Origin of the sequence: Sphingomonas radiodurans (assembly GCF_020866845.1) — a bacterium.
Classification (GTDB): Bacteria; Pseudomonadota; Alphaproteobacteria; order Sphingomonadales; family Sphingomonadaceae; genus Sphingomonas; species Sphingomonas radiodurans.
In genome coordinates, this window is sequence record NZ_CP086594.1 from 1,541,326 (window position 1) to 1,567,145 (window position 25,820).

At 65.6% G+C, this 25,820-nt stretch carries 24 protein-coding genes; 13 read left to right on the forward strand and 11 right to left on the reverse strand.

Features of this window, described 5'->3' with window-relative positions:
• Positions 1-130 precede the first annotated feature (130 nt).
• Complete coding sequence (locus LLW23_RS07400; protein WP_228948114.1) at positions 131-1,615, forward strand: hypothetical protein; 1,485 nt, start codon at positions 131-133, stop codon at positions 1,613-1,615.
• On the opposite strand, the gene LLW23_RS07405 is transcribed toward LLW23_RS07400, so the two are convergent.
• From LLW23_RS07405 to LLW23_RS07415, 3 genes are all read right to left on the reverse strand, one after another.
• A complete protein-coding gene (locus LLW23_RS07405) occupies positions 1,537-2,628 on the reverse strand; it encodes a glycosyltransferase family 4 protein (RefSeq protein ID WP_228948115.1) in 1,092 nt (363 codons plus the stop codon). The genes LLW23_RS07400 and LLW23_RS07405 overlap by 79 nt on opposite strands.
• On the reverse strand, positions 2,618-3,925 hold the full coding sequence (locus LLW23_RS07410; RefSeq protein ID WP_228948116.1) for a lipopolysaccharide biosynthesis protein: 1,308 nt from the start codon (positions 3,923-3,925) through the stop codon (positions 2,618-2,620). Before LLW23_RS07410 ends, LLW23_RS07405 begins: the two co-directional genes overlap by 11 nt.
• Before the next feature lie 96 nt (positions 3,926-4,021).
• Positions 4,022-4,987 (reverse strand): alpha/beta fold hydrolase, encoded by a 966-nt coding sequence (locus LLW23_RS07415; RefSeq protein WP_228948117.1) that lies wholly within the window; start codon positions 4,985-4,987, stop codon positions 4,022-4,024.
• Between the two features lie 77 nt (positions 4,988-5,064).
• Here LLW23_RS07415 and LLW23_RS07420 point away from each other — a divergent pair, with 77 nt between their 5' ends.
• A complete protein-coding gene (locus tag LLW23_RS07420; RefSeq protein WP_228948118.1) occupies positions 5,065-5,769 on the forward strand; it encodes a DUF2490 domain-containing protein in 705 nt (234 codons plus the stop codon).
• A gap of 113 nt (positions 5,770-5,882) precedes the next feature.
• Here the strand turns inward: LLW23_RS07420 and ctaD are convergent, their stop codons facing one another.
• The gene (gene ctaD, locus LLW23_RS07425; protein ID WP_228948119.1) at positions 5,883-7,559 is read right to left on the reverse strand and encodes a cytochrome c oxidase subunit I; all 1,677 of its coding nucleotides are present in this window, start codon (positions 7,557-7,559) and stop codon (positions 5,883-5,885) included.
• 5 nt (positions 7,560-7,564) lie between these two features.
• On the reverse strand, positions 7,565-8,710 hold the full coding sequence (gene coxB, locus LLW23_RS07430; RefSeq protein ID WP_228948120.1) for a cytochrome c oxidase subunit II: 1,146 nt from the start codon (positions 8,708-8,710) through the stop codon (positions 7,565-7,567).
• A gap of 214 nt (positions 8,711-8,924) precedes the next feature.
• On the opposite strand from coxB, the gene pyrE reads away from it, so the two are divergent.
• The 7 genes from pyrE to maiA are packed head-to-tail and all read left to right on the forward strand — an operon-like array spanning position 8,925 to position 14,387.
• A complete protein-coding gene (pyrE, locus tag LLW23_RS07435) occupies positions 8,925-9,506 on the forward strand; it encodes an orotate phosphoribosyltransferase (RefSeq protein ID WP_228948121.1) in 582 nt (193 codons plus the stop codon).
• Positions 9,503-10,561: a serine hydrolase domain-containing protein gene (locus LLW23_RS07440; protein ID WP_228948122.1), complete on the forward strand. Its 1,059-nt coding sequence runs from the start codon at positions 9,503-9,505 to the stop codon at positions 10,559-10,561. The genes pyrE and LLW23_RS07440 overlap by 4 nt, the downstream gene beginning before the upstream one ends.
• The gene (locus tag LLW23_RS07445) at positions 10,561-11,301 is read left to right on the forward strand and encodes a pyridoxine 5'-phosphate synthase (RefSeq protein WP_228948123.1); all 741 of its coding nucleotides are present in this window, start codon (positions 10,561-10,563) and stop codon (positions 11,299-11,301) included. The genes LLW23_RS07440 and LLW23_RS07445 overlap by 1 nt, the downstream gene beginning before the upstream one ends.
• Positions 11,298-11,702 (forward strand): holo-ACP synthase, encoded by a 405-nt coding sequence (acpS, locus tag LLW23_RS07450; RefSeq protein ID WP_228948124.1) that lies wholly within the window; start codon positions 11,298-11,300, stop codon positions 11,700-11,702. Before LLW23_RS07445 ends, acpS begins: the two co-directional genes overlap by 4 nt.
• Positions 11,699-12,658 (forward strand): signal peptidase I, encoded by a 960-nt coding sequence (gene lepB / locus LLW23_RS07455; protein WP_408642026.1) that lies wholly within the window; start codon positions 11,699-11,701, stop codon positions 12,656-12,658. Before acpS ends, lepB begins: the two co-directional genes overlap by 4 nt.
• On the forward strand, positions 12,655-13,749 hold the full coding sequence (locus LLW23_RS07460) for an AI-2E family transporter (protein ID WP_228948125.1): 1,095 nt from the start codon (positions 12,655-12,657) through the stop codon (positions 13,747-13,749). The genes lepB and LLW23_RS07460 overlap by 4 nt, the downstream gene beginning before the upstream one ends.
• Positions 13,746-14,387, forward strand: coding sequence for a maleylacetoacetate isomerase (gene maiA, locus LLW23_RS07465; protein ID WP_228948126.1), 642 nt, complete (start codon positions 13,746-13,748; stop codon positions 14,385-14,387). The genes LLW23_RS07460 and maiA overlap by 4 nt, the downstream gene beginning before the upstream one ends.
• Here maiA and LLW23_RS07470 read toward each other — a convergent pair.
• Positions 14,374-15,453 carry a glycosyltransferase gene (locus tag LLW23_RS07470; protein ID WP_228948127.1) on the reverse strand — a complete coding sequence of 360 codons (1,080 nt, stop codon included), beginning with the start codon at positions 15,451-15,453 and terminating at the stop codon, positions 14,374-14,376. The genes maiA and LLW23_RS07470 overlap by 14 nt on opposite strands.
• Positions 15,454-15,588: 135 nt before the next feature.
• On the opposite strand from LLW23_RS07470, the gene LLW23_RS07475 reads away from it, so the two are divergent.
• The 3 genes from LLW23_RS07475 to LLW23_RS07485 all read left to right on the forward strand — a co-directional run bounded on the left by LLW23_RS07475 (position 15,589) and on the right by LLW23_RS07485 (position 18,206).
• Positions 15,589-16,500 carry a hypothetical protein gene (locus LLW23_RS07475; RefSeq protein ID WP_228948128.1) on the forward strand — a complete coding sequence of 304 codons (912 nt, stop codon included), beginning with the start codon at positions 15,589-15,591 and terminating at the stop codon, positions 16,498-16,500.
• A gap of 119 nt (positions 16,501-16,619) precedes the next feature.
• The gene (locus LLW23_RS07480; protein WP_333473797.1) at positions 16,620-17,015 is read left to right on the forward strand and encodes a DUF2141 domain-containing protein; all 396 of its coding nucleotides are present in this window, start codon (positions 16,620-16,622) and stop codon (positions 17,013-17,015) included.
• 12 nt (positions 17,016-17,027) lie between these two features.
• Positions 17,028-18,206 carry a glycosyltransferase gene (locus tag LLW23_RS07485; RefSeq protein ID WP_228948130.1) on the forward strand — a complete coding sequence of 393 codons (1,179 nt, stop codon included), beginning with the start codon at positions 17,028-17,030 and terminating at the stop codon, positions 18,204-18,206.
• 1 nt (position 18,207) lies between these two features.
• On the opposite strand, the gene LLW23_RS07490 is transcribed toward LLW23_RS07485, so the two are convergent.
• A complete protein-coding gene (locus tag LLW23_RS07490; protein ID WP_228948131.1) occupies positions 18,208-19,617 on the reverse strand; it encodes a hypothetical protein in 1,410 nt (469 codons plus the stop codon).
• Between the two features lie 84 nt (positions 19,618-19,701).
• Between LLW23_RS07490 and LLW23_RS07495 the strand changes: the two genes are divergently transcribed.
• On the forward strand, positions 19,702-21,321 hold the full coding sequence (locus LLW23_RS07495; protein ID WP_228948132.1) for an alkaline phosphatase D family protein: 1,620 nt from the start codon (positions 19,702-19,704) through the stop codon (positions 21,319-21,321).
• Positions 21,322-21,339: 18 nt separating this feature from the next.
• Here the strand turns inward: LLW23_RS07495 and LLW23_RS07500 are convergent, their stop codons facing one another.
• The 4 genes from LLW23_RS07500 to crtY all read right to left on the reverse strand — a co-directional run bounded on the left by LLW23_RS07500 (position 21,340) and on the right by crtY (position 25,748).
• A complete protein-coding gene (locus LLW23_RS07500; protein WP_228948133.1) occupies positions 21,340-22,296 on the reverse strand; it encodes a phytoene/squalene synthase family protein in 957 nt (318 codons plus the stop codon).
• 62 nt (positions 22,297-22,358) lie between these two features.
• Positions 22,359-22,940, reverse strand: a complete 582-nt coding sequence (locus LLW23_RS07505) for an LOG family protein (RefSeq protein WP_228948134.1) — start codon at positions 22,938-22,940, stop codon at positions 22,359-22,361.
• A gap of 160 nt (positions 22,941-23,100) precedes the next feature.
• A complete protein-coding gene (locus LLW23_RS07510; RefSeq protein ID WP_228948135.1) occupies positions 23,101-24,582 on the reverse strand; it encodes a phytoene desaturase in 1,482 nt (493 codons plus the stop codon).
• A complete protein-coding gene (gene crtY / locus LLW23_RS07515; RefSeq protein ID WP_228948136.1) occupies positions 24,579-25,748 on the reverse strand; it encodes a lycopene beta-cyclase CrtY in 1,170 nt (389 codons plus the stop codon). Before crtY ends, LLW23_RS07510 begins: the two co-directional genes overlap by 4 nt.
• Between the last annotated feature and the right edge of the window lie 72 nt (positions 25,749-25,820).

Genomic DNA, 25,820 nt, shown 5'->3' on the forward strand with positions numbered 1-25,820 from the left:
CGAACGGCTGAAGATAATCTCGGCGCACCCTAAGCAGCGGAATTGCATGGCGCAATCATACGCAGCGCATCGACGCGACGGTTAACACAAGTTATCGTTCGCTCGGGGACATTGGGGGCGAGCAGGACGCATGACGTCGCTTCGTTGGCTGTACGTGGCGGGGCTGGCGCTGCTCGTTGGCGCGCAGCTGCTGCTGGGCGCGAACCTGTGGGTGCTGAGCGCGCTCGCTGCCGTCGCGGGTGCCGCCGTCTGGCCACTCAGCCGGGGCGGATGGCGGATCTCCGACGGGCTCTATGCCATCATGTGCATCTATTTCGGCACCGCCAGCCTCGTCGTGAAGACGCTGGCGCGGCAGCCGGTGCAATCGAACCTTCAAGTGCCCGATCTTTCCGCCGGCTATCTGCTCGCCGGCTTCGCCTCGATCAGCCTCGGCTATCTCGCCAGCCAGTCGCTCCGCCAACCATTGCGCTTTGCCACGCGGCTGCGCGACATCACGGCAAATCCCCGTAATCTGTCGCGCTTCGCGGCGCCGGTGTTCCTCCTCGGCGCGATCTTCTACTTTCTCCAGACGCAGTTCCGCGCGCTCGCCACCAACGGCGGGTTCGAGGCCGGAGGGTTCGGCGGCTTCGGCACCTTCTATCCGCTGCTCGTCTTGGGCGCTGCGCTGCAGACCGCGTTGATCGCCCAGCGTCCACGCGCGTCGCGCCACAAGGTCGTGCTCGGCGCAATGGCCGCGGTGATCCTCGCGCTGACGCTGGCTGACAATACGAAGCGCACGCTGTTCGACTTCCTGTTCGTCGTCACCGTCACGTTCCTCGCCTTCGGCGTGCGACTGCGCTGGCGCTGGATCGTGCCGCCGGCGATCGCCGCGGCTGTAACAATCGTCTACGTCGTGCCCGCGATCCAGATCGTGCGCGCGCAGGCCGACGTGCGCGGCCTCGACCGGATCGCCGCCACGCTGAATGTGATCGCGGAGCAAAGCTACGATCCTGTCGCGCTGGCCGACCAGGCGGATCGGATCGCGACCAACTATCACCTCACGTATCGCGACAGCTACGTCTATCCGCTGACATGGAACAGCGAACGCTTCACGATGATCCAGCCGATCGATCTCGTCGCGCGCAAGCTGGCGGAACGCGGCACGATGGGTGGCGCGGAGTTGCTCCGCGATCCGGCCGAAACGCTGCTGCCGTCACTGCTGATGTCGAAAACGCTCGCAACGGCGCCCGATCGCATCGCCTGGCATTACGGCTTCCGCGCCAGTGGATCGATCGCGCGCCCGGTCGTCGGGCTGATCGCCAGCAGCCTTGCCGCGTTCGGGCTGGTCGGCGTGCTGCTGCTGCCGGGGCTTACCGTCGCCTTCACCTTCGTCGTGCTTGATGGCGTCGGCGGGCGGCTGGTCGACAATAGCTGGGCGACCTTCCTGTTCGCCACCACCGCTTTCCTGGCCGAGCGCGAGGTGAGCACGACGCTGTCGTTCTTCTGCCGCAGCTTCATCTTCATTCTGCTCACCGGGTGCGTCCTGTTGCTCCTGGGTCAGCGCAAGGTGCGGCGGTCGCGCGCGACATCGGTCAGCAGCGCGCCCAGATTGGCGACGAACGCCTCGCCTGAATAAAGCCGCTCCACCTTCGCCCGCCCCGCCGCGCCCATCGCCGCGGCGCGCGCTCGATCACCGAGCAAGGCGATCAGCGCATTGGCCAGCGCGGGCACGTCTTCCGGATCGATCGTGAAGCCGTCCACACCATCTTCGATCACCTCGGCGGCTGCGCCGCGATTGGCGCCGATCACCGGCAGGCCAGTCGTCCACGCCTCGAGATAGACGATCCCGAACCCTTCCTTCGCCGACGGCAAGGCAAACACCGAGGCCTCGGCATAAGCACGATCGAGCGCCTCGCGCGAAACAGCGCCGGGCAGCGCGACATGCGCGCTGACCTCAAGCGCCACGGCAAGCTCTTGCAGCTGGCCCCGCAGCTGCCCCTCGCCGATCACCACCAGCCGCGCGTCCGGGATGGCCGAGATCACCGACGGCAGCGCGCGGATCAGCTTGTCGACATGCTTCTCGCGCTCGCCCGCGCCCAGCCGCGACACCGCGAGGATCGTCGACGCGGTAGGCTCACTAGAAACCAACGGCCGAACATCGACGGCGTTGGGGAACAGCGTGAACCTGTCCGCCTCCAACCCGAACGCGCGCGCCATCCGATCGCGCGAATAGCGGCTGACGATCGCGATCCGATCCACCACGCGCCGCAGCAGCGCCGGCTCCCATCGCCGCGCCGCGCGATAGTCCGGATCGCCCCAGACCTCGATGCCGTGCGCGAACATGATCACGCGACCACGCGGATGGCGCAGCCGATACAGCAGTGCGAACGGCAGCAGGTTGATATGCCCCAGCAGCAGCACCTCTGCCCCCGCCGACCTCAGAAAAACCGTCTCGCTCAATGAGAGTTTGCCGCCGCCAAACCCCGAAACTTCGCCGTTTGTCTCCGCATCCGCCAGCATCAGCACCGTGGCCGGAACATCGAGCTGCTCCAGCGCTGCGATCACCCGCCGGTTGAAGCTCTGGATCCCGCCATGCCCCGCGGCCGACAGCCCGACGAACAGCACCCGCGGCCGGCGGTCAGCGGTCATGTATCTGGTTTCGCGCCACAATCAGGCAGATCGGGATCATCGCCGCATGTGCCCCAAGCACCGCCAGCGCCGCACCACTCAAGCCGAGCCATCCAATCAACGGCCCACACAAGGCAAGCGCCGCCGCCGCCGCTACCACGAACGCAAGCGTCACCCCGCGATGCCGATTCACTGCCGCAACCGGCGTAAATACCGCCGACCAAACCATCTCCGCCGCCACGCCAATCACCACGAGCAGAAAAAACGGCTGCATGATCAACACGGTATCATGCGTCAGCAACGACATCGCATACGGCGCGATCGCCAGCACGACGCCTGCATAACCAAGCGTCGCGATGGTCGTGACCGTCAGTTGCATCCGGAACAGCCGTGCGAAGGCGGTCCGATGCCCGGCACCGGCGAGCGCCGAATATTCGCTGATAACAGAGTTGTTTATCATATTGATCCCGGCCGTCCCCAGCCGAGCGAGCGTCCGCGATGTCGAGAACACGACCACCGCCACCGCCCCCAACGTACCACCGATCACCAGCACCGGCCCCTGGATCAGCAGCGCCTGCGCGATCGGCATCGCCATATAGGCAAGCGCGGGGCTACTCAGCCGATGCAGCTCACCGCGATCGGCCTGCGCGAAGCCCAGCCTCAGCCAAGCCGACAGCCGCCGCAACCACCAATAACCGACGGCAAGGAACAGCACCCTGCTGGCCACCATCGCAGCCGCCGCTACCACGACGCCACCGCCAAAAAGCACGGCGAGCGCCACCGCGGCGCCCTCACCCAATCGCGCGCTGGCCGCCCACATCGCTTCGCTCGCCGGCCGATTCTCGGCACGAATGCCCGCGCAGATCAGCAGAAAGAGCTGATACAGCAGCACGTTACTCACCAGCAGCAGCAGCACCACACGCACCGCCATTCCCGACACCGCATCGATCGAAAGCAACGCCGCGACATCGACCGTGAGGATGATCGTGACGCTCGCCAGCAGCAGCAGCGGGATGCCGATACACAGCAGCGCGAAGATGCTCTGGAACACCCGTAACGCAGCCTCGCGCCGCCCGGCCGCTACCGCCATCACCATCGCGTTCTTGGCGACGAAGGTGAAGCCGAAGTCGCTGAACGTCAGGTAGAAAGGGATCGCCGAGAGCAGCAGCCACGATCCATAGACGCGCGTCCCCCAGGCGCCGGTCAGCAGCGGCACCAGCGCGAGCTGCACCGCGACGGTGACAAACTGGCCATAAGCCTGCGCCGAAAAGGTACGCCCGAGCCGAAACGCCGTGGCGCGATCGAGCGAACGGATCATCCGCCTTCGCGCAGGCCGATCACAACCATGTCAGCCCCCGCTGTTACCCCGCGGCGCAACCTGCTGACTTTGCCCCATTCAGGCAAGGGGTCGCCGCTACGCCACCCGCTCGAGCCAGTCGAGCAACAGTCGGTTCACCTCATCGGGCCGCTCCTGCTGCGTCCAATGGCCACATCCGTCGAGCAAATGCCCCTCCACCAGCGGCACATGCGGACGCATCAGCGCGATAGGATCCTCGACCGCGCCGAACAGCGTGGTTGCGGGATCCTTGGTGCCACCGATGAACAGCGCCGGCTGCTCGATCCGCCGCTCGCGGTACGGCTGCAGCCACTCCCAGTCGCGCTCGTGATTGCGATAGCGGCTGATCGGCCCAAAGAAGCCCGACGCCTCGAACTCGGCGACGTAATAGTCGAGATCCTCGGGCGTCAGCCATGCGGGGAACTCCCCTGGATCGATCATATCCTGCAGCATCGAGGCGCCGGCCGGCTTGTTCGGCCACGTGCCCGGCGGCGCATCGCCCGAAATGGCGTAACAGAATTTGCGCAGGAAATCGCGCACGTCGCCCTCCGCCTCCGCCTCCGCCGGGCCGACCGCCTGAAACCATTCCTGGTAGAAGAAACGGCCCTTCTCGGTGAAGGCACGGCGGAACGTCTCGGTGAAAGGCCGCGCAGGGACGCCGGCATATGGCACCGACAGCGCAGCAACCGCTGCGAAGCGATCGGGCAGCGTCAGCGCCGAATTCCACACCTGGGGCGCCCCCCAATCATGGCCAAGGAGGATTGCTGGCGCATCCGGCTGCAGCACGCCGGCGACCGCAGCGATGTCGGCGATGAGCTGCTCCATCGCGTAAGCCAAGACCTCGTCGGGCCGGTCGGAGCCGCCATAGCCTCGCACGTCGATCGCCGCCGCAGTGAAGCCCGCTTGCACCAGCGGCGAGAACTGATGCCGCCACGAATACCAGCTCTCGGGAAAGCCATGCACCATCAGCACGAGCGGCCCGGCGCCCTCGATCGCGACGCGCAGCCGCACCGGACCGGTATCGATCATCCGGAACTCGGGCATTGACCTCTCCTGACGTTTTGTTGCTGCTTTAACGCTGACCATGACGTGGCCGTGACGTGGCGGCTAGGGGCAAATGCATGCGCACATTTGCTCCCGCTTTCGTCCGGTTATCTGCCGCTTTTCTTCCGTCGCTGCTAATCATTGCCGCTCCGGCCCAAGCGCAGACGACGCATGACGAAGGGGCATGGATCAACGCGACGGTGATGGGTCCGGTCGACGGCCGGGTTGTCTTTTTCGCCGAGGTGCAGCCGCGCATCAATGACGGGGTCTCGCGCCTGACGCAGCTGCTGCTCCGTCCCGCGATCGGCTATGCCGTCTCCGACGATCTGACGATCTACCAGGGCTACGCCCGCGTGATCGACGCGGTTGAGAACGGTTCCGATCTCAGGGAAGATCGGCTGTTCCAGCAAGTGACATGGAACGTCGGCAAAATCGGCAAACTGGAAGTGCAATCGCGCACCCGCCTCGAAGAGCGCTGGCGATCGGACGGTGATGGCATGTCGCTGCGCGTGCGCCAGATGATGCGGTTCGAATATCCGCTGGCGGCGGGGAAACGGCGCGTTGCGGCGTTAGCGTCGAGCGAGGCGTTCGTCGGGCTAAAGTCCGCGCAATGGGGCGGCGTTGAGGGGTTCGACCAGTTGCGCACTTTTGCCGGCGTGGAGATCCCATTGCCCGGCACCTCGACGCTTGAGGCCGGGTATCTCAACCAGACCCGCGACGCGCCGGGTCAGCGCGTGAACATGGTGCCCGTCGCGTCGCTCACGCTGTTCGTCCGCCTGTAGCGCGATACCGGCACACACCTACGCCGCCAAAACGAAACACGCCCCGCGAGTCTCCTCGCGGGGCGCTTCTCATTTCACCGACCTGCGATCAGGAATGATCGTTGGGCCATATCTCAGTGCTTGTGATCCTCGATCACCGGCAGTGTCTCGAACTGGTGGTACGGCGGCGGCGAGGAGAGTGTCCACTCCAGAGTCGTCGCCCCCTCGCCCCATGGGTTCTCGCCCGCCTTCTTACCCGCGATCAGCGACCAGATGATGTTGACGAAGAAGAACGCCATGCCCAGCGCCATCAACTCATAGCCGTGTGTCGCGATCTTGTTCCAATAGGCATAGGCGTCGGGATAATCGGGGTAACGCCGCGGCATCCCCTGCAGGCCCAGGAAGTGCATCGGGAAGAACAGCACGTTCACGCCGACGAAGAACACCCAGAAGTGCAGCTGGCCGAGCAACTCATTGTACATCTTCCCGGACATTTTCGGGAACCAGTAATAGAAGCCCGCGAACAGCGCGAACACCGCACCGAGGCTTAGCACGTAGTGGAAGTGCGCCACCACGTAGTAAGTATCATGCATGTAATCATCGACGCCGCCGTTTGCGAGCACAACGCCCGTCACGCCGCCGACGGTGAACATGAAGATGAAGCCGATCGCCCAAACCATGGGCGTCTTGAAGCTGAGCGAACCGCCCCACATCGTCGCGATCCACGAAAAGATCTTGATGCCGGTCGGCACCGCGATCACCATCGTGGCTGCGGTGAAGTACATCTTCGTGTTCACGCTGAGGCCAGTCGTGAACATATGGTGCGCCCACACGACGAACCCAACCACGCCGATCGCCACCATGGCATAGGCCATGCCGAGATAGCCGAACACCGGCTTGCGGCTGAACGTCGCGATGATGTGGCTCACGATGCCGAAGCCCGGCAGGATCATGATGTACACTTCGGGGTGGCCGAAGAACCAGAACAGATGCTGGTACAGAACCGGATCGCCGCCGCCGGCCGGATCGAAGAAGGTCGTTCCGAAGTTACGATCGGTCAGTAGCATCGTGATTGCAGCGGCAAGCACCGGAAGCGCCAGCAGCAGCAGGAACGCGGTGACCAGCACCGACCACGCGAACAGCGGCATCTTGTGCAGCGTCATGCCAGGCGCGCGCATGTTGAAGATGGTGGTGATGAAGTTGATCGCGCCGAGGATCGACGACGCACCGGCAAGGTGAAGCGACAGGATCGCCATGTCGACCGACGGGCCTGGCTCACCATAGGTCGATAGCGGCGCGTACACCGTCCACCCCGTGCCGGCACCTCCGAAGAACGGCGACGCGAGCAGCAGCATGAAGGCCGGCACCAGCAACCAGAAGCTGATGTTGTTCATGCGCGGGAACGCCATGTCCGGTGCCCCGATCATGATCGGCACGAACCAGTTGCCGAACCCGCCGATCATCGCCGGCATCACCATGAAGAACACCATGATCAGACCATGCGCGGTGATCATCACGTTCCACAGGTGGAGCGCTTCGTCGAACGTGCCCGGGCCGTGCAACATCGCGAGCCACGTCGGCAGATACTGGATGCCGGGATCGCGCAGCTCGATCCGCATGAGTCCCGAAATCGCGCCGCCGATGATGCCGGCGGTGATCGCGAAGATCAGATAAAGCGTGCCGATATCCTTGTGGTTCGTCGACATGAACCAGCGCTGGAAGAAACCGGGCTTGTGATCGGCATCGCTGTGATGGTGCGCATGATCGCCATGCGCCTGGAATGCGGAGGGGTTGAGGGCGGTATCGGTCATGATCTTTAGCGTCCCATGTCGCCGGTGCCGCCCGGATTACCGGTGGCGCCCTGCGGGGAGGTGGAAGGCGTGACGGTCGCGTTCTCGACCGGGCCGGCAGCGTTCGACGTCGCCGCAGCGGCATCAACGGCAGCGGCCGACGTGTCGGCGCCCGGCTGCGGGATCACCGCCGACGATGCCTCGCCAGCGCCCGGCATCTTGCCGCCCCTGGCTGCGATCCACGCCGCGAACTGCGCCGGGGGCACCGCCTCCACCGCGATCGGCATGTAAGCGTGGCGTGCGCCGCACAGTTCCGAACACTGGCCGAAGTAGACACCCGGTTTTTCGATCGTGAAGCTTGTCTCGTTCAGGCGACCGGGAACGGCATCCAGCTTGATCCAGAACGCTGGCATCGCCCAACTGTGGATCACGTCGTTGGCCGTCGTGATCAGGCGGATCGGCACGCCGACCGGCAGGACGATCCGGTTATCGGCGGCGAGCAATCGGGGGCCATCCGCGTCGGTACGCGACCGCTCTCCGGCGCCGACCTCACTTGCCTCCTTCAGCATGTTGGCGGTGATCTCGATTCCGCCATGGTCTGGATACTGATAGCTCCAATACCATTGGTTGCCGATCGCCTTCAGGGTCACCGCGCCCGCGGGCGCCGGCTTGAACTGTGCCGAGAGCAGCCCGATCGAGGGCACCGCGATCGCGACGAGGATCAGCACCGGCGCAAGCGTCCAGACGATCTCGATCGGCGTATTGTGGCTGGTCTTTGACGGTACCGGGTTGGCCGCCTGACGATAGCGGATCGCGACGTAGATGATCAGGGCAAGCACGAAGAGCGAGATGATCGTGATCAGCGGAAACAGTATATGATCATGAAAGCTCTGCGCGCGCTGGCCGTTTTTCGTTACCTGCGGCTGGATCGACATCAGGCGATCGGTCGGTTGGCCGATCCCCGGTTTTGCGGACACCACGGGCGCGCCGTCTTGGGCCAGCACCGGCGCTGCAGGAACAGCGTCGGGCGCGACTTGCGCCGTGTCGGCCGAATTGCCGATCGTGGTCGGCGCAGGCGCCGCGATAGTTCCGGCCGGTTGGGCAACCGCCGGGGCGAGCCCCGCCAGCGCGAGCCCAGTCGCCAGCATCAATCCCTTGAACGCGCTTCTCATCGTCTCGTCGTCACCTCTTGGCTCAACACGGCCCGTCGTCGGCCTCGTCGCGGCGCCTGCGCGTGCGCCACGCTGACTCCATCGCGCGGCCTATACGCAGGCCAACCACGCGCCTCAAGCGCGGCAACGCCTTTATTTATCTGCACTGCAGCACGTTCCGTTGCGCGTCATTGGCCGGATCCGTATCTCGCGCATGAAGCATAGGGGGAAGCGCGTGACCGAAGACGAGGTGTTGGCCGAGTTCCGTGCGGCTGACGCGCTGCTGGAAGGCCATTTCATCCTCTCCTCGGGCCTGCGATCATCACGCTACCTGCAGTGCGCGCGCGTGCTGATGGATCCACGTCGAGGCGCCCGCTTGGCAGAAGCGCTCGCTGCGCGCTTGCCGGCCGAGTTGCGCGCGCGGATCAGCGCGGTGGTGTCTCCGGCGATGGGCGGGGTGATTGCGGGGCACGAGATGGCGCGCGCGCTCGGCGTGCCGGCGATGTTCGTCGAGCGTCCGAGCGGCACGTTCGAGCTGCGCCGCGGTTTCCGCCTCGAGCCCGGGGAAGAAGTGCTGATGATGGAGGATGTCGTCACCACCGGATTGTCGTCGCGCGAGGCGATCAAGGCGATCGAGGCCGCAGGTGGTCGCGTGATCGTCGGCGCGGCGCTGGTCGACCGCTCGAACGGGTCGGCGGACATCGGCGTGCCCTTCTTCCCGCTGATCCGGCTCGACGTCCCGACCTACGAAGCCGATGCCCTGCCGCCGGAGCTAGCGGCGATCCCGGCGATCAAGCCCGGGAGCCGCGCTGCATGAGGCGGATGCTGATTGCGTGCGTCGCGCTGCTATTGCCCGCGATGGCGCCGGCGCAATCTGCTACGCAAGTTGCCGAGCGGGCCGGTTTCGTCGGCACGATTCTGATATCGCAGGGCCACGTTGTCGAGACTCGCACGAGCATCGGCAGCGCAGCGCCCACTGGCGGCGCGCCCGTCGCGACCGATGCGGTATGGCGCTGGGCGTCGGTCACCAAGCAGATCGTTGCCACGCTGGTGATGCAGGAAGTGGCGGCTGGGCGGGTCGCGCTCGACACGCCAATCGCGCGCTACCTGCCCAAGTTTCGTGGGCCCACGGCCGGTCAGATCACCGTCCGCCAACTACTGCGCCATCAGTCCGGCCTGCCCAATCCCAGCGGCGACGAAACCGCGGTGCCGGTTTACTACACCCCCAGCTACAAGGGCGATCGCAGCCCGCTGACCGGATATTGCGCCGGCAAACCGCTGACCGCTCCTGGCGGCAACTGGCAGTACAACAATTGCGATTACATCGTCGCCGGCGCACTGCTGGAGGCGGTAACCGGCAAGAGCTGGGATCGCCTGCTGCGCTACCGGATCACCGCACCGCTGCGCCTGCGCTCGGTAAGCGCGACGCGCTCGCTGGTTGCCACCGTGCCCGGCTATGAAGACGGCAAGCCCGAGGCGCCGCAGGATCTGGCCAGCTACGGGGCGAGTGCAGCGCTGTCAGGCACGATAGACGATCTGTGGCGGGTCGATCGTGCGCTGCTGTCGGGCCAGTTGCTTACGCCGGCTGCGCGCGCGGAACTGTGGGATGGCCAGCCGGCGCTCGGCTTCATCGCGCTTGGCCAATGGGTGTTTACGGCACCGCTGAAAGGGTGCGCGAAGCCGGTGAAGCTCGTCGAACGGCGCGGTTCGATTGGCGGGGTCGAGGTGCGCAACTTTTTACTGCCCGAGGCCGACCGGGTCGTGATTGCCTTCTCCAACCGCGCCCCGTTCGAGTTCGGCGAAGTTTGGCAGGGCAAGGGCTTTAGCCACGATCTGCTCGCCGCCGCGGCGTGCGCACCGGGGGAAAAGTGATGAGCGCGACGTATCCCGCCCCCCTTCGTCTCGGCGTCAACATCGATCACGTCGCCACGGTGCGCAATGCGCGCGGCGGCGCCACGCCCGATCCGGTCCGCGCGGCGCTGCTGGCGGTCGCAGCGGGCGCGGACGGGATCACTGCCCACCTGCGCGAGGACCGCCGGCACATCACCGACGACGATATCGCGCGGCTGATGGCGGAACTGACGGTGCCGCTGAACCTCGAGATGGCAGCGACGGAGGAAATGCTGGCGATCGCGCTGCGGCATCGCCCACATGCTGTGTGTATCGTGCCTGAGAAGCGCGAGGAGCGCACGACCGAGGGAGGGATCGACGCCGCGGGCCAGCACAACCGCCTCGCGCCGATCATCGCGGCGCTGAACGACGCCGGGTGTCGCGTATCGCTGTTCATCGAACCCGACGCACGGCAGATCGACGCAGCCGTTCGGCTATGCGCACCGGTGGTCGAACTGCATGTCGGCCGCTACAGCGAGCTCGACGGTGCCGAGCGCGCCGAGGAGCTTCGCCGCTTGTCGGACGCCGCAGCGCTGGCGGCGAAGAACGGTATCGAAGTCCACGCCGGCCATGGCTTGACGTTCGACAATGTCGCCGCAATCGCCGCAATCCCGCAAGTGATGGAGCTCAACATCGGGCATTTCCTGATCGGCGAGGCGATCTTCGTGGGGCTCGACGAAGCGGTGCGCGAGATGCGCCGCGCGATGGATGCGGCGCGTTGATCATCGGTCTCGGCTCCGACCTCTGTAATATCGAGCGTATCAAGGCATCACTCGACCGTTTCGGCACTCGGTTCGAGCAGCGGGTGTTCACGCCCCTCGAGCGCGCGAAGGCGCAAGCCCGGCCGCTCACCCGCGCAGGCACCTATGCCAAGCGCTTTGCCGCCAAGGAGGCCTTTTCCAAGGCGGTCGGCACCGGTTTTCGCAACGGCGTGTTCATGGCCGACATCGGCGTTGTCAATGCGGCCTCGGGCGCGCCGACGCTGGCGCTGACAGGCGGCGCGAAGGCGAGGCTTGACGCGCTGATCCCGGAACGCCACGCCGCGCGCATCCATTTGACGTTGACCGACGATCATCCCTGGGCACAGGCGTTCGTGATCATCGAGGCGATACCGGTAGAATGAACGCAAGCCGAGTGAGTGATCTGGCCGACGATCTGGCGCCGCAGCACGACCCTCCGGCCGGCGATTCGCCGCGGCCGAGGACCCGCGGGTTCGATTGGTGGGGCGAGGCGAAGGGGCTCTTCTGGCTGATCCTAGCGGTGCTCGGCTTCCACAGCTTCATCGCCAAGCCATTCTACATCCCGAGCGAGTCGATGCTGCCCGGGCTGGAAGTCGGTGATCGGCTGGTCGTGTCCAAATTTGCTTACGGCTGGTCGTTCGTGTCGCCGACCATCCCCAATCCGGTCGCGATCTTCGAGGGCGCGGTGCTGCACCGGCCGGTCGAGAGCTGGTCGTTCCAGCCGCCGGCGTGGCGCGGCCGACTGTGGGGCGCACTGCCCGCGCGCGGCGACGTTGTGATCGTCACCCCGCCGGGCCAGAGCAGCGACTATATCAAGCGCGTGATCGGCCTGCCCGGCGATACGCTTCAGGTGCGCGGCGGCCGCGTGATCCTGAACGGCAAGCCGCTCGCGCGCGGCGCGCTTCACTACAAGGATGTGCCGGTCGATGCGAATGCGACCTGCGACGAATGGCAATATCCCGGTGCTCGGATCGCGCGCGACGATGGCGCGCTGGTGTGCCGCCTGCCGATCATCACTGAGACGCTGCCCGAAGGGCGCCGCTACGACACGGTGGAGCTCGGCGCGAGCCCCGGCGACGACTACGGCCCGATCCGAATCCCGGCCGACCACGTCTTCCTGATGGGCGACAATCGCGATCGCTCGGCGGACAGCCGCTTCGCACTAGGCGGCAGCGACAAGGGGCTTGGGGGCCCCGTGCCGTGGGAAAATATCGGCGGTCGTGCCGAATTCATCACCTTCTCGGTCGATGGCACGGCAACCCTCAGCCCGCTCACCTGGTGGCCATCGCTGCGCCCGGGTCGCGCGGGTAATTCGCTCCATCCGGAGAAGGTACGATGAGCGACGAACAGCTTCAGGTCGTTGAAGGCGCCAGCCCGAACGAGGTGCGCGATCCTGCGACGCGGCGTGAGATCAAGCGCGCCGCAGTGTGGCTCGGCATGGCATCGGCGATCGCTGTCGTCGTGCTGCTCATCCAGCCGTTGCTGATCATTTTCGCCGGCCTCGTCTTCGCCTCGCTGCTTGACGGCGGCGTGCGTCTGATCGGCCGCGTCCTCCCGATCGGGCGGGCGTGGCGGCTGCTGATCGTTTGCCTGCTGACGATCGCGTTCCTGGTCGGCACCTTTTACCTCACCGGTGTCCAGGTCGCCGAGCAGATCGGCCAGCTGCGCTCGACGCTCGAAGGCCAGACGGTGCGGCTCACGTCGTGGCTGACGAGCCAAGGGCTGATGCCCGGTGCGTCCGACATCAGCGGCGTCGCGCGCCAGGCGCTCAGCTCGGTTGGGCGGCTCACCTCGTGGGTCGGGAGCGCGTTCGGTGCGCTGACCACGATGTTCATGATCGTGGTGATCGGGCTGTTCGTGGCGATGGACCCGCGCGTCTACGATCGCGGGCTGCAGTGGATGATCCCCGAGGATAGCCGGCAGGAGTTCGCGCTCACCACGCAGCGCATGGGCCACACGTTGCGCCGGCTGATGTTCGGCCGCATCGTCGGCATGGTCGCGGAGGGCGTGCTTACGTGGTTCGCGCTGATGCTGGGTGGCGTGCCGATGGCGATGATCCTCGGCATCCTCACCGGCATCCTCGCCTTCATCCCCAATATCGGCGCGTTCGTGTCGGGCGCCCTGATGGTGGCAGTCGGCTTCTCGTCGGGGGTCGATACCGGGTTGTGGGCGATCGGCACCTATTTGATCGTGCAGACGTTCGACGGCTATGTGCTGATCCCGATGGTTGCGAAACGCACCGTCGACATGCCGCCCGCGCTGACGCTCGGCACGCAGATCCTGGCGAGCGCGCTGTTTGGCATCATGGGCCTGGCGCTGGCCGATCCGATGACGGCGATGCTCAAGACCGCGATGGAGCGTCGCAGCGAAATCGAAGAAGAAGAACGCGACGACGATGGTGAGGGATCTGCCGGCAAGGCCCGCGCGTGAACATCGTCCTGCACGATTACTGGCGATCGTCGGCGGCGTATCGCATCCGCATCTGCCTGAACCTGAAGCGCGTCACCTATCGTTCGATGCCGGTTAACCTGCTCGCCAACGAACAGGCCTCCGACGACAATCGCACGATCAACCCGCAAGGCCTCGTGCCGACGCTAGTCGTCGACGGCCACCCTTTGGTGCAGAGCCTAGCGATCATCGACTGGCTCGACGCCAATTTCGCCGATCCGCCAATGGTCGCGAAAGATCCGTTCGAGCGGTCGGGCCAGCTTGCCCGCGCGCTGGTGATCGCGGCGGACATACACCCGATCGACAATTTGCGCGTGCTGAAGCGCCTCGAAACGCAGTTCGGTGCCGATCAGGCGGCGCGCGACGCCTGGTATCGCCACTGGATCGCCGAAGGGCTTGGTGCGCTGGAGGTGATGGCGCGCGACAAGCCTGCATCGGGCCCGTTCCTCGGCGGCGAGACGCCGGACATCGCGGACGTCTGCCTGGTGCCACAACTTTACAATGCGCGCCGTGTGGGCATGTCGCTCGAACCCTATCCCACGTTGATCGCGGCCGAGACGGCGAGCCTCGCACTGCCGGCAGTACAAGCCGCCGCGCCGGATCGCGTCAGGCCGGCATGAGCGAATCGAACAGCGCAAGGTAACGCGCTGCTGAATCAGCGCCGGGAGGCGGCACCGGAGCAGGGCGAGGCGCGCCGCCCAACCAATGATCCAGAGCCGCGACCAACGCCGCCCGATCGTCGCGTGGCACGATCGTGCCGAGCGCCGATGACGTGACGATCTCCGCCACAGCCGGCGTCGAGTCGGTCGTCACCACTGGCGTCCCAACCGACAGCGCCTCCCGCAGCACGCCTGGGACGCCCTCGAAGTCGGAGGTAAGCGCGAGCACCGCCGCGTCCGCCATCGCAGCCAGCGGATCGGCGGAATGGCCCGGCATCAGCAGGCGATCCTCGACGCCCAGCCCCCGCGCCTGCGCCACCAGCGCGGCGCCGCCATTGCCTTCGCCCAGGATCACAAGCGGCACTGCCCGATCGCGAAGGTGCGGTAGCGCAGCAATGAGCCGCTCCCAGCGCTTCTGCGGCGCCAGCCGGCCAACCCCGAGCACGTAACGCGGCGGCAGATGCAGTTGCGGCGCGTCAGTCACCGGCCGCGCCGGCGGGTTGGGTATCACGGCGAGTTGGCGCGGCGGCAAATGCATTTCAGCCGCGACGGCCGCCGCGCTCGCCGGCGTCATCGCTACCACCCGGTCGAGAAAACGCGGATGCATGCGCAGCCAGGCTGAGTGGCCAGCCTTCGTCAGCGCGCCATGATCAGGGCGATCGAGTGCGTTTGATACCTTCCCGACGATCGGCGGGCAGCCAGGTCCCAGCCGCAGCCGGGTCCATGCCGCAATCGCCGTATAGTGGCTGCCGGGGCAGAAAATCACGTCCGGACGCAATGTCAGCACGTGCCGTGGCAGCGCGAGGAGCGCGCGATAGTCGCCCGAACCCAGCGACACGATCGACACGCCCGATGTCAGCTCGCGCGCCAGCGGCCCCTCCGCCGAACCGATCACAAGCGTCACGCGCCGGCCCTGCTGCACCCAGTCAGCAGACAGCCGAAGCAGGGCACGCTCCACCCCGCCGCCCTTGAGGCTTTGGGCGTAACTGAGGATATGCCCGGCGACGCTCATCTTGAAGCCTGCCATGCTACAGCCCAGATTGCCGCCGAAAGAAACCACATTCTGCCGTCATTGGCCGATCACTCCCATCGTGCGTTGAGCGGGAGCGTGCAGAGGAAATCGCCCGTTTTGACCGCGAAGGCTACAAGGTTGACGGCCGGCATGATTGACGCCGAACTGCCGGACATAGCGGCGCTGGAGCCGACCGAAACGCTGCGCCGCCGCTGGCCGACGATCCTCGGCGGGCTGCTCAGCGTCGCCATGGTGGTGATGCTGGGGCGCGAGTTGCTCGGGTCGGGGCTTGCCGGGCTCAGCCGTGCGACGCCGGACTCGCCCTTGTTCTACCTCGCCTTTTTCGGCCTCTACATGGCCGCGCCGACTGGCGACTTCATCATATTCCGACGTTTATGGAAGATCCCGGCCGCAGGCTTCGTCGCGCTGCACAAGAAGCGGATCGCGAACGACGTCGTTCTCGGCTACTCGGGCGAGGCCTATTTCTACGCTTGGGCACGCGCTCGGGCGAACCTCGTCGCGGCACCGTTCGGTGCGGTGAAGGACGTGTCGCTGCTGTCTGCGATCGCGGGCAATGCCGCGACGATCCTGCTGTGCGCGCTCGCTATCCCCGCCGGCTACCAGCTGATGCCGCCGAACGTGCTCAATGCAGTCGCGGGCTCGGTGATGATCACGCTGGCGATCAGCCTCGGCCTGATCTTCTTTTCCAAGCGCGTTTTTTCATTGCCACGGCGCGAACTGTGGTGGATTTTCTGGATCCATAGCGGGCGGCTCGCGGCGAGCTCGCTGTTCGTCGCGCTCGCGTGGCATTTCGCGATGCCTGAAGTTTCCTTGTGGACATGGTTGTTCCTGTCGGCCGCGCGGCTGCTCGTCTCACGTCTGCCGCTGGTGCCGAACAAAGATTTGCTGTTCGCCAGCTTCGCAATTCTGCTGATCGGACAGGATCAGGCGTTGAGCGAGATGATCGCCTTCGTTTCCGCGCTGACGCTTGGTGTCCACATCCTGCTGGTGGTGGTATTCGCAGCCGCCTCGGCCTTTTCCTTTAAGGGTCGACGGCCATGACACGAGTGATCCTGGCGGCGCTGACCGCGATCCTTATACCCGCGTCAGCCGGTGCTGCGCCGATTGGTAGTGATGCAGCCGCATGCTTGGGCCGATCCGGGCCAGCAATCGAGGTGAACGTGCAGGGTTTAAAGGACCGTACCGGTGCCCTGAAGCTTGAACTCTTCCCGGCGACCGAAGCCGATTTCCTCAAGGACGATCGCGACTTGCGCGCCGAAGGCAAGTTCTTCCGCCGTGTCCGCACCGATACGCCCGCGAGCGGCGCAGTCACCTTGTGCATCAAGGCGCCACAGCCGGGCCGCTACGCCTTGTTCTTCACCCACGATCGCGACGGCAAGAATAAGTTCAACGTCTGGGCGGATGGCGCAGGCGTCGTCACCAACGAGCGGCTCGGCCGATCGAAGCCGAAGCTCGCCCAGTCGATCGTGACCGTGCCGCAGGGCATCACGCGCCTCACGATCCGCGCGCAATATCTACGCGGCGTGATCCCGAGCTTCGGCCCGGTAAATGACTGAGGTGACAGGCTGATGCGCGTCGTCGACGTCAATGAATTTTACTCGCCCACCGGCGGCGGGGTGCGCACGTATATCGATCGCAAGATCGGGATCATGAACGAGCTCGGTCATGAGCTGATCGTGCTGGCGGCTGGCACTGAGGACCGGATCGAGGACCGCCCCGGCGGCGGCCGCATCCACTATGTCCGCTCGCCCAAGCTGCCGTTCGACAGCAATTACGGCCTGTTCTGGGATCGCGAGGCGGTAACGCGGTTGCTCGACCATTACGATCCCGACGTGGTCGAATGCTCCTCGCCGTGGCGGCCGGCATGGTTCGTCGGCCAGTGGCAGGGCCGTGCGGTGAAGTCGTTCTTCATGCACAACGACAATATGGCCGCTTATGCGCAGCGCTGGTTCGAAGGCGTCGCCAGCCACGAGCGGATCGAGCGCGCGTTCGGCTGGTACACACGCTACATGGCCCGTTTCCTCGATTTGTACGATTGCGTCGTCACCAACGGGCCGGCGCTCGAGAAGCGGCTGCGGGCACGCGGCCTGCGGATCGATGCGGCGATGCCGCTGGGGATCGAGCGGAGCCATTTCTCGCCGAGCTTCCGCGACGAACAATTGCGCGCCGCACTGCTCGCGCAGTGCGGCCTGCCGGCGGACGGCCTGCTGCTGCTCGGGCTCGGGCGGCATCATCCCGAAAAGCGCTGGCCGCTGGTGATCGACGCGGTCGAGCGCGCCGGCGCCACCCTGCCGGTAGGGCTCGTGATGCTCGGCCACGGCGTCGATACCGAGCGGATGGAAAAGCGCATCGCCGGTAGCCCCCACATCCGGCTGTTCCACCCGGTCTACGATCGCGAGCGGCTGGCACGCATCATGTCGAGCTGCGACGCGCTGATCCATGGCTCGGAGACCGAGCCGTTCGGGCTGGTCGCATCGGAAGCGATGGCCTCTGGCTTGCCGCTGATCGTGCCTGACACTGGCGGCTGTGCCGAAGTCGCCGATCCGCTGTGCGCCGAATTCTATGCCGCGCGCGATCCGATCGCGTGTGCCGAGGCAATCGGGCGCATGCACGCACGCGAACCCGCGATGCTGCGTCGCGCCGCCGTGATCGCAGCCGGGCAAGTCCGCACCGATCGCGAGCATACGGTGGATTTGATGGCGTACTATGCTGCGCAAGTAGCGGCGAAGCGCGCGCGGGCGGCGTAGTTCAGCGGCGCTTGTAGATGGTCAGCGTCTCGCTCCCCAGTTGGCGTCGCGCCGCCACGAAATAGTCGCGCGCAATCACCCGTTCTACCCCGCTGCGGATATCGAAACGTTCTCCGATCGATCTCGGTCGCATAATGATTGCCGCCGGTTTTTCGCCGAGAATGCGCCGCACTTCTACTGCTTGCGGGACACCGATCGCTCCCGATTCGCGCGTGCGGTAAAGATGGCTGGGAAAGATATACTTCGTCACCCGGCAGCGATCCGCCGCCGCGTAGATCTTTGGCGTGCCGGAATACACCCAGAGACACCCCGGTCCCGACCCGATCGCCGCGATTAACGCATCGAACTCAGCCGGCCCGCCGCGCCCAATTCTGTTGGCGATTACAGTGACCTGCCCGATCACCGCCACCAGCGCGAGGACGTACGCCCCGCCCCGCCGCCGGCCGGCAAAGAACCCGCCTGCGCAAATCGCACCCGGCACGAACGCGGGCAGCGCATAATGGTCATACCACCCACCGAAGATCACGATGCCCGCCAGCGCCGTGCCGAACCACCAAAGCATGAACCGCCGCTCTATCGACCCGCCCGGCGCCTGCCGCACCGAATCGACCGCCATCGCAACGAGCGGCGCAAGGAACAGCACCAGCTTCCCGAGATTGCTCCAGCGCTCGAGCGGCGGATCGATCCCGCGCGACGAGATCGACAGGAAATTGGCGAACAGAAACGCGTCGAGCTGCCCGATCGCGGCGTAGGCTCCGATCGCCCCCGCCGTCGGCAGCAGCGCGATCACCGCGAGCGCGGTCGCTCGAACAAGGAGCCGAACGATCCTTTTTCGCGCCCGCCAATCGTGGATCATGATCCACAGGCCGAAGAACAGCCCCTCGAACACCGCCGAATATTTGATCTGCAACGCGATGCCAACGAGCAGCATCGCCGCCGCATCGCGCCACCAACGCCGACCTTTGTTGGCGACGATTAGCCACCCCGCGCCCGCCACCAGCGGATTGTAGAAGATCGGCGATTGTCCGCCCTGCCCTCCCGCAACGTTCAGCCACAGAATATAGGCGATGCCCGACAGCGTCGCCCCGCGCGCCCACCCCCCCAGCGTCGCAAGCCGCGCGATGATCCACGCCGTCCCGACAACCGCCGCCAGCGCCATCGCCTGATACGCGAGGATGCCCCAGACGAATGGCAGCGCGGTCGGTAGAAGATAGACGAGGAACAACCCCACCGGCTTACGGTCCCACACGTCAACATAGGGGATCGCGCCACGCCACATTGCTTGAGCCGCAGTGAAGTAGAAATCCTCGTCGACGTGGACGATCGGGTTGCCGAACGTCGCCGCGCGCGCCGCGATCGCAACCGCAAGCAGCACCAGCAAACGGTATCGGTCTAGCCATCGCGCATCCATCCCCGCGCGCGTAGCCGCGACGACACCGATCTGTCACCTTCTCGGCGCAGGGGAGCGGCAGCGCATCGCCTTCGGGAGGGAAGAATGATTGACGTAAGCCGCCGCTCGTTGCTCGCCACCGGCATGTTCGGCGCGGGCGCGCTCGCCATCCCAGGGCTCGCCAGCGCGCAGACCGTGCTGGCGGCACGCGGCTTCACCCATTCGGTCGCGAGCGGCGAGCCGGGGCCGGACGAAGTGCTGCTCTGGACTCGTTATGTGCCGACAAGTGGCGATCAGGTGCGGCTGAAGGTGGAGCTGAGCGAAACGCCCGATTTCGCGCGCGTCGCGGGCGGCGGCGAGACGATCACCGGGCCGTGGCGCGACTGGACCAGCAAGATTACCGTCACCGGACTCCAGCCGGGTCGCGGCTATTATTATCGTTTCGTGGCGCCGGACGGCACCGCGTCGCCGATCGGCCGCACCAAAACCTTGCCCGATGATCGCGCGAGCACCTTCCGCGCGGCGATCTTCTCCTGCTCGAACATCGCCTTCGGTTTCTTCAACGCCTACGGCCACGCCGCCGCGCGCGATGATCTGGATCTGTGGATCCACCTCGGCGACTATTTCTACGAATATGCCAACGGCACATACCCGTCGCTGCAGGACACCGTTTCGAATCGCCTGCCGCAGCCGGCGAGCGAAATCATTCACCTCGCCGATTACCGCCTGCGCTACGCCAGCTACCGTGCCGATCCCGATCTTCAGGCGCTGCATGCCCGCCTGCCGGTGATCGCTTCGTGGGACGATCACGAAAGCACGAACGACAGCTGGGAAGGCGGCGCGCAGAACCACGATCCCAAGGCGGAAGGCGAATGGAGCATCCGCAAGGCCGCCTCGATCCAGGCGTGGCGCGAATGGATGCCGGTCTCCGACGAGCCGTGGAAGGCGTATGACATCGGCACGCTCGCTACGCTGTTCCGCACCGATACGCGGCTGTCGGCACGATCGCGCCCGGTGGAACTGGGTGATCTGCTGCGCGCGCCCGATCCGGCGCGGGCGATGGCACAGTATCGCGACAACGAGTGGAACGATCCCGCAAGCACGATGCTCGGATCGCAGCAGGAAGCCTGGCTCTATCGCGGGCTCAAGCGCTCGGTCGCGGCCGGCGCGCGGTGGCAGATCGTCGGCTTCGGCACGATCATGGGCGAGACGAGCGTGCCGCCCGAAACCGAAGGCTGGCTGTCGACCGCGAAGCCCGCAACGGCAATGTATCTGCGCGCGGGGATCGCCGCGGGTAAAGCCGGGCTGCCGTCGAACTTGGACTCTTGGGCCGGATATCCGGCCGCGCGGAAGCGGTTCCTGAGCGCAGCGCAGTCCGCCGATGCGAATCTCGTCGTGCTATGCGGCGACAGCCATAATGCCTGGGCGTTCGATCTCGCGCAGGACGCGCCGGTCGGGGTGGAATTCGCCGGTCATGCGGTTTCGTCGAGCGGGCTCGAAAGCGCGCTGACCGTCGATCCGGCAAGCGTCGCGCGCGCGCTGGTTGGCGCCAGCCCGGAACTGAAATGGTGCGACACATCGCGGCGCGGATACATGGCCGTGACGGTCACGCCCGAGCGCGTAAGCAACGACTGGCTGTTCGTCGATACAGTGAAAACGCGGACCCCGACGGCGAAGGTAGGCCACACCGCCACGGTTCGGCGCGGACAGCGACGGATGGGATGAACTGGTTCCGGAGTAGAGCTACCGCGGTCGCGTCCACAGGCGTGAGTCCCGCGGCTCCTCCGGAACCGTACGCCGCGACGCTAGCGCGGCCTTCGCGACCCAGCCGAGTTTGGATTTCGCGGACGTCGATACGCGGTGATCCCATGCGTGTGCGCCCCGCGCAGCAACCTCGCGCGCGATATCACCATAGATTCCCGCCGCCGCCAGCACCGCCCAGCGTGCGCGCGGCGGCAAACGATTCGCGCCGATCCGCGCGCTCGCCTCATGCAGCGCAGCACGCGTCGCCATCCGGCGTGAAAGCACGACCAGCCGGTCACGGAACGGCGGCTTCATGTGCTGGCCGGGGGGGATGTCCATCTCGACCAGCCATTCCTCGGGCAGGTAGCAGCGGCCGACACGGTCATCCTCTTCGATATCGCGCGCGATATTCGCCAGTTGGAACGCAACGCCGAGATCGCACGCCCGATCGAGCGTTTCGTCGTCAGCAGGATCGATCCCCATCACGATCGCCATCATGCAGCCGACCGCGCCAGCGACATAATAACAATAACGATACAGATCGTTCTCGCTGCGCGGCCGCCACTCCTCGGCATCGAGGCGAAAGCCGGTGATCAGATCACGCGCGAAGCGCGCTGGCAGCGCGGTTTCCGCGGCGACCACGCGGAGCGCGTCAAACGGCATGTCCCCGACGACCGCGCCCGCCAGTGCCGCCTCGGTGCGCTCGGCAATGACCGCGACGCGCCGCTCGGCATCCGCGACATGGCGCGCACCATGGCCGTGATCCTGACCATCGACGATATCGTCACACGCGCGACACCAAGCGTAGAGCAGCCACGCCCGCTCCCGTGTGGCGCGATCGAACAGGTTGCTGGCGAGGGCGAAACTCTTCGACCCACGAGCAATCGACGCACGCGCAGCGGTGACGAGCGTGGCGCGATCCGCTCTATTAGAGCTGAGCTTCTCTAAGGGCTGCACTGTCTCGCCGTCGTTATGAAGAGGGAATAGGCTTTGACACGATCAGCCCGATCACGATCCGCCTACAGATCCGCCGCGGTCATTCGCACGATCGGCTGCGTCGGCTGATGCGCCGCCATTCGTTCGAGCAAACCGTCGAGCGTATCGGCAACAATAAGCAGGTCGCGATGCTGCGGGCGGAGGAAGCCGACCTGACCCATTTGCGCCCAGAAAGCGATCAGATGATCGTAGTAGCCGGCGGTATTGAGCAACCCAACGGGATCGGCATGATAGCCCAGCTGCGCCCAGCTCAGCGCCTCCCACAATTCATCCATCGTGCCGGTGCCACCGGGAATAGTGACGAAGCCGTCGGCCAGGTCGGTGAACAAGCGCTTGCGTTCGTGCATCCCGGCCACGACGTGAAGCTCGGAAAGGCCGCGATGCGCCACTTCGGCGTCGACCAGCGCCTGTGGGATCACACCGATCACTTCGCCCCCGGCAGCAAGCGCGCTATCCGCGATCGCGCCCATCAGGCCCAGCTTGCCGCCACCGTAGACGATGCCGATCCCGCGTTCGGCGAGTGTGCGGCCGACCGTACGAGCTGCTTCGAGGTAAAGCGGATCGCGCGGCGTGGCGGAGCCGCAGTAGACGGCGAGACGACGCATCAATCCTCCCCATCGCAGATGGGGAGGGGGACCGCCGGCCAAGGGCCGGTGGTGGCGGGGAATGCCACGAGCGCGTCGCCTGTGGCATTTCCCCTCCACCATCGCTGCGCGATGGTCTCCCTCCCCGAGCAAAGCTCGGGGAGGATCTGACGCACCAGAATCACCGCTTCACCCCCTCCAACATCAGCGCGGCGGTCGCCTTTGCGCTGCCCACCACGCCGGGAATGCCCGCGCCGGGGTGGGTTCCCGCACCCACGAAATACAGGTTCGAAATCGCATCGTCGCGATTGTGGACGCGGAACCAGGCGCTTTGCGTCAACGTCGGCTCGAGACTGAAGGCGCTGCCGAGATGCGCGTTCAAATCGTGCGAGAAATCCTTGGGCGAATAGCTGAACTTGGTGATGATCCGCTCGTGGATATCGGGGATCAGCCGCCGCCCGATCTCATCGAGGATGCGCTTTTCGAGGATCGGTGCGATCCGGTCCCAATCCTCGGGGAACTTGCCCATGTGCGGCACCGGGGCGAGCGCGTAGAACGTCGAACATCCCTCCGGCGCCATCGAAGGATCGGTGACGGTCGGATGGTGCAGGTACAGCGAGAAATCCTCGCTCAGCACGCCATGATCGTAGATGTCGGTCAGCAAGCCCTTATAGCGCGGGCCGAAGAGGATCATGTGGTGCGGAATGCCCGGCCACGTGCCCTTGATGCCGAAATGGACCACGAACAGCGAGGGCGAGAACTTCTTCCGCTCGAGCTTCGCGGCCGAGCGCCGCGCACTCGTCGATCCGCTCAACAGATCGCGATAGGTGTGGACGATGTCACCGTTTGAGGCGACCATGTCGGCCTCCTGCCTCCAGCCGCTCGCCGTGCGCACCGCCGTCACGCGATCGCCCAGCGTCTCGATCTCGGCGACCGGATCGTTCAACCGCAGCGTCCCGCCAAGCCGCTCGAACAGCGCGACCATCCCGCGGATCAGCTTGTTGGTGCCGCCATGTGCGAACCACACCCCGCCGTCACGTTCCAGCTTGTGAATCAGCGCGTAGATCGCGCTTGCGGTGAAGGGGTTGCCGCCGACCAGCAGCGTGTGGAACGACAGCGCCTCGCGCAATTTCTCGCTCTTCACGAACGACGAGACCATCGAATAGACCGAGCGCCACGCCTGATATTTCGCCAGCGCCGGCGCGGCCTTGATCATCGAGGCGAAGTCGAGAAACGCGACATGGCCGAGCTTCTGATAGCCCTCGCGATAAACGCCGGCGGCATATTCCAGGAACTTGGCGTAGCCGGCGACGTCCGCAGGGTCGAGCTTCGCGATCTGATCGCGCAGGATCACGTCATCGTTGGTATAATCGAAATTGGTGCCGTCGGGCCAATTGAGCCGATAGAAGGGCTGTACCGGATCGAGCAGCACATCGGCTGCCATATTTTGCCCGGAGAGCCCCCACAACTCCTCAAGACACGCGGGGTCGGTGATCACCGTCGGCCCGGCATCGAAAGTGAAACCCTCGCGCTGCCAAAAATAGGCGCGCCCACCCGGCTTGTCGCGCGCCTCGACGATGGTCGTATCGACACCCGCCGACTGTAGCCGAATCGCGAGCGCAAGGCCGCCGAAGCCCGCGCCAACAACGATCGCGCGAGTCACTTTATTCCCCGAATCGCACCCACGCCACGCCAGAACGGCACCGGCGGTTTGCCCGCAAGGACGCGCATTTTATCGGCCAGCGTCGAGCGCGCGGCATAGAAGCGCCCGATCAGGCCAGGTCGCAGGCGATAGAACCGTTCGAGAACCCGGTAACGGGCATCGGGATCGGCAGCGCGGAACAGCATGGCATCAAGCATCCGGTAAAAACGGCGCTCGTCCCAACGCGCTCGGGCATAATCATGGGTCAGCGTGTGAAGTGCCTCGCCACTGAAATCCTTAGTTTCGGCGATCAGCACGGCCAGCCGGACCGCGTCGGGCAACGAATAGCCGGTGGTCGGGTGGAACAGCCCGGCACGCGCGCCCGCCTTCGCGACTTTTGCACCCCCCCAGCGCCAATAAGCCTCGAAGTCCCCCGAGATTACGACCGGCAACGCGCCCTTCTCGTCGCGCCCATCGTTCGCACCGGTCGCGACCGTCCAGCCACGCGCCGCCGCATAGACATCGATACGGCGGTTCAGCGCGCCTACGTTCAGCGATGGCGTGTCGCTGTAATAGGTGTCCTCGACGAACAACCGGGTTGGCGAGAAGGGCAGCAGGTACACGAAACGATAGCCGTCGTGCTGCGTCACCGTCGCGTCCATCACCGTCGGCCGCTCGACCCCATGGCCGGCGGGCACGTCGATCGTCCGCCCGACGAACTTCTGCCAGCCCACTTCGAGCATCGACAGATCGCCCGCGCCACGCGCGTCGATCACGCCCTTTGCCTCGACCCGATCGCCATCGGCAAATACCACCGCAGTCGGGCTGCAGGCGAGCACCTTGCGGCCCATCAGCAACGCCTCAGGTGGCAAAGCTTCCCGAACAACGCTGTCGAAGCGCTCCGACTCGATCGAATAATATGGCTGGGCGATCGTGCGCGCGTGCGCAGGGAACTGCACATCGTACGACGGCCACGCGTGGCAGACGAGCGGCGTGAGCAACCAGCGATCGTCCTTCGAGACATCGCCGTCGAAGAACGACCAGATATGATTGCCGCCCAGCGTCTCGCCGCCATCGACGATCCGCACCACCAGATCGGGTCGGCGATTCGCGAGCGCCAGCGCGATCAGGCCGCCTGCCAACCCGCCGCCGACAATGGCGAGGTCGCAATGGTGGTTTTCCGGCATCAGGATTGCCTAGCGGATCGGCGGTGGGGACGGAAGCGGGGATTGCGGCGCCGCATGAGACATATCGTGCCA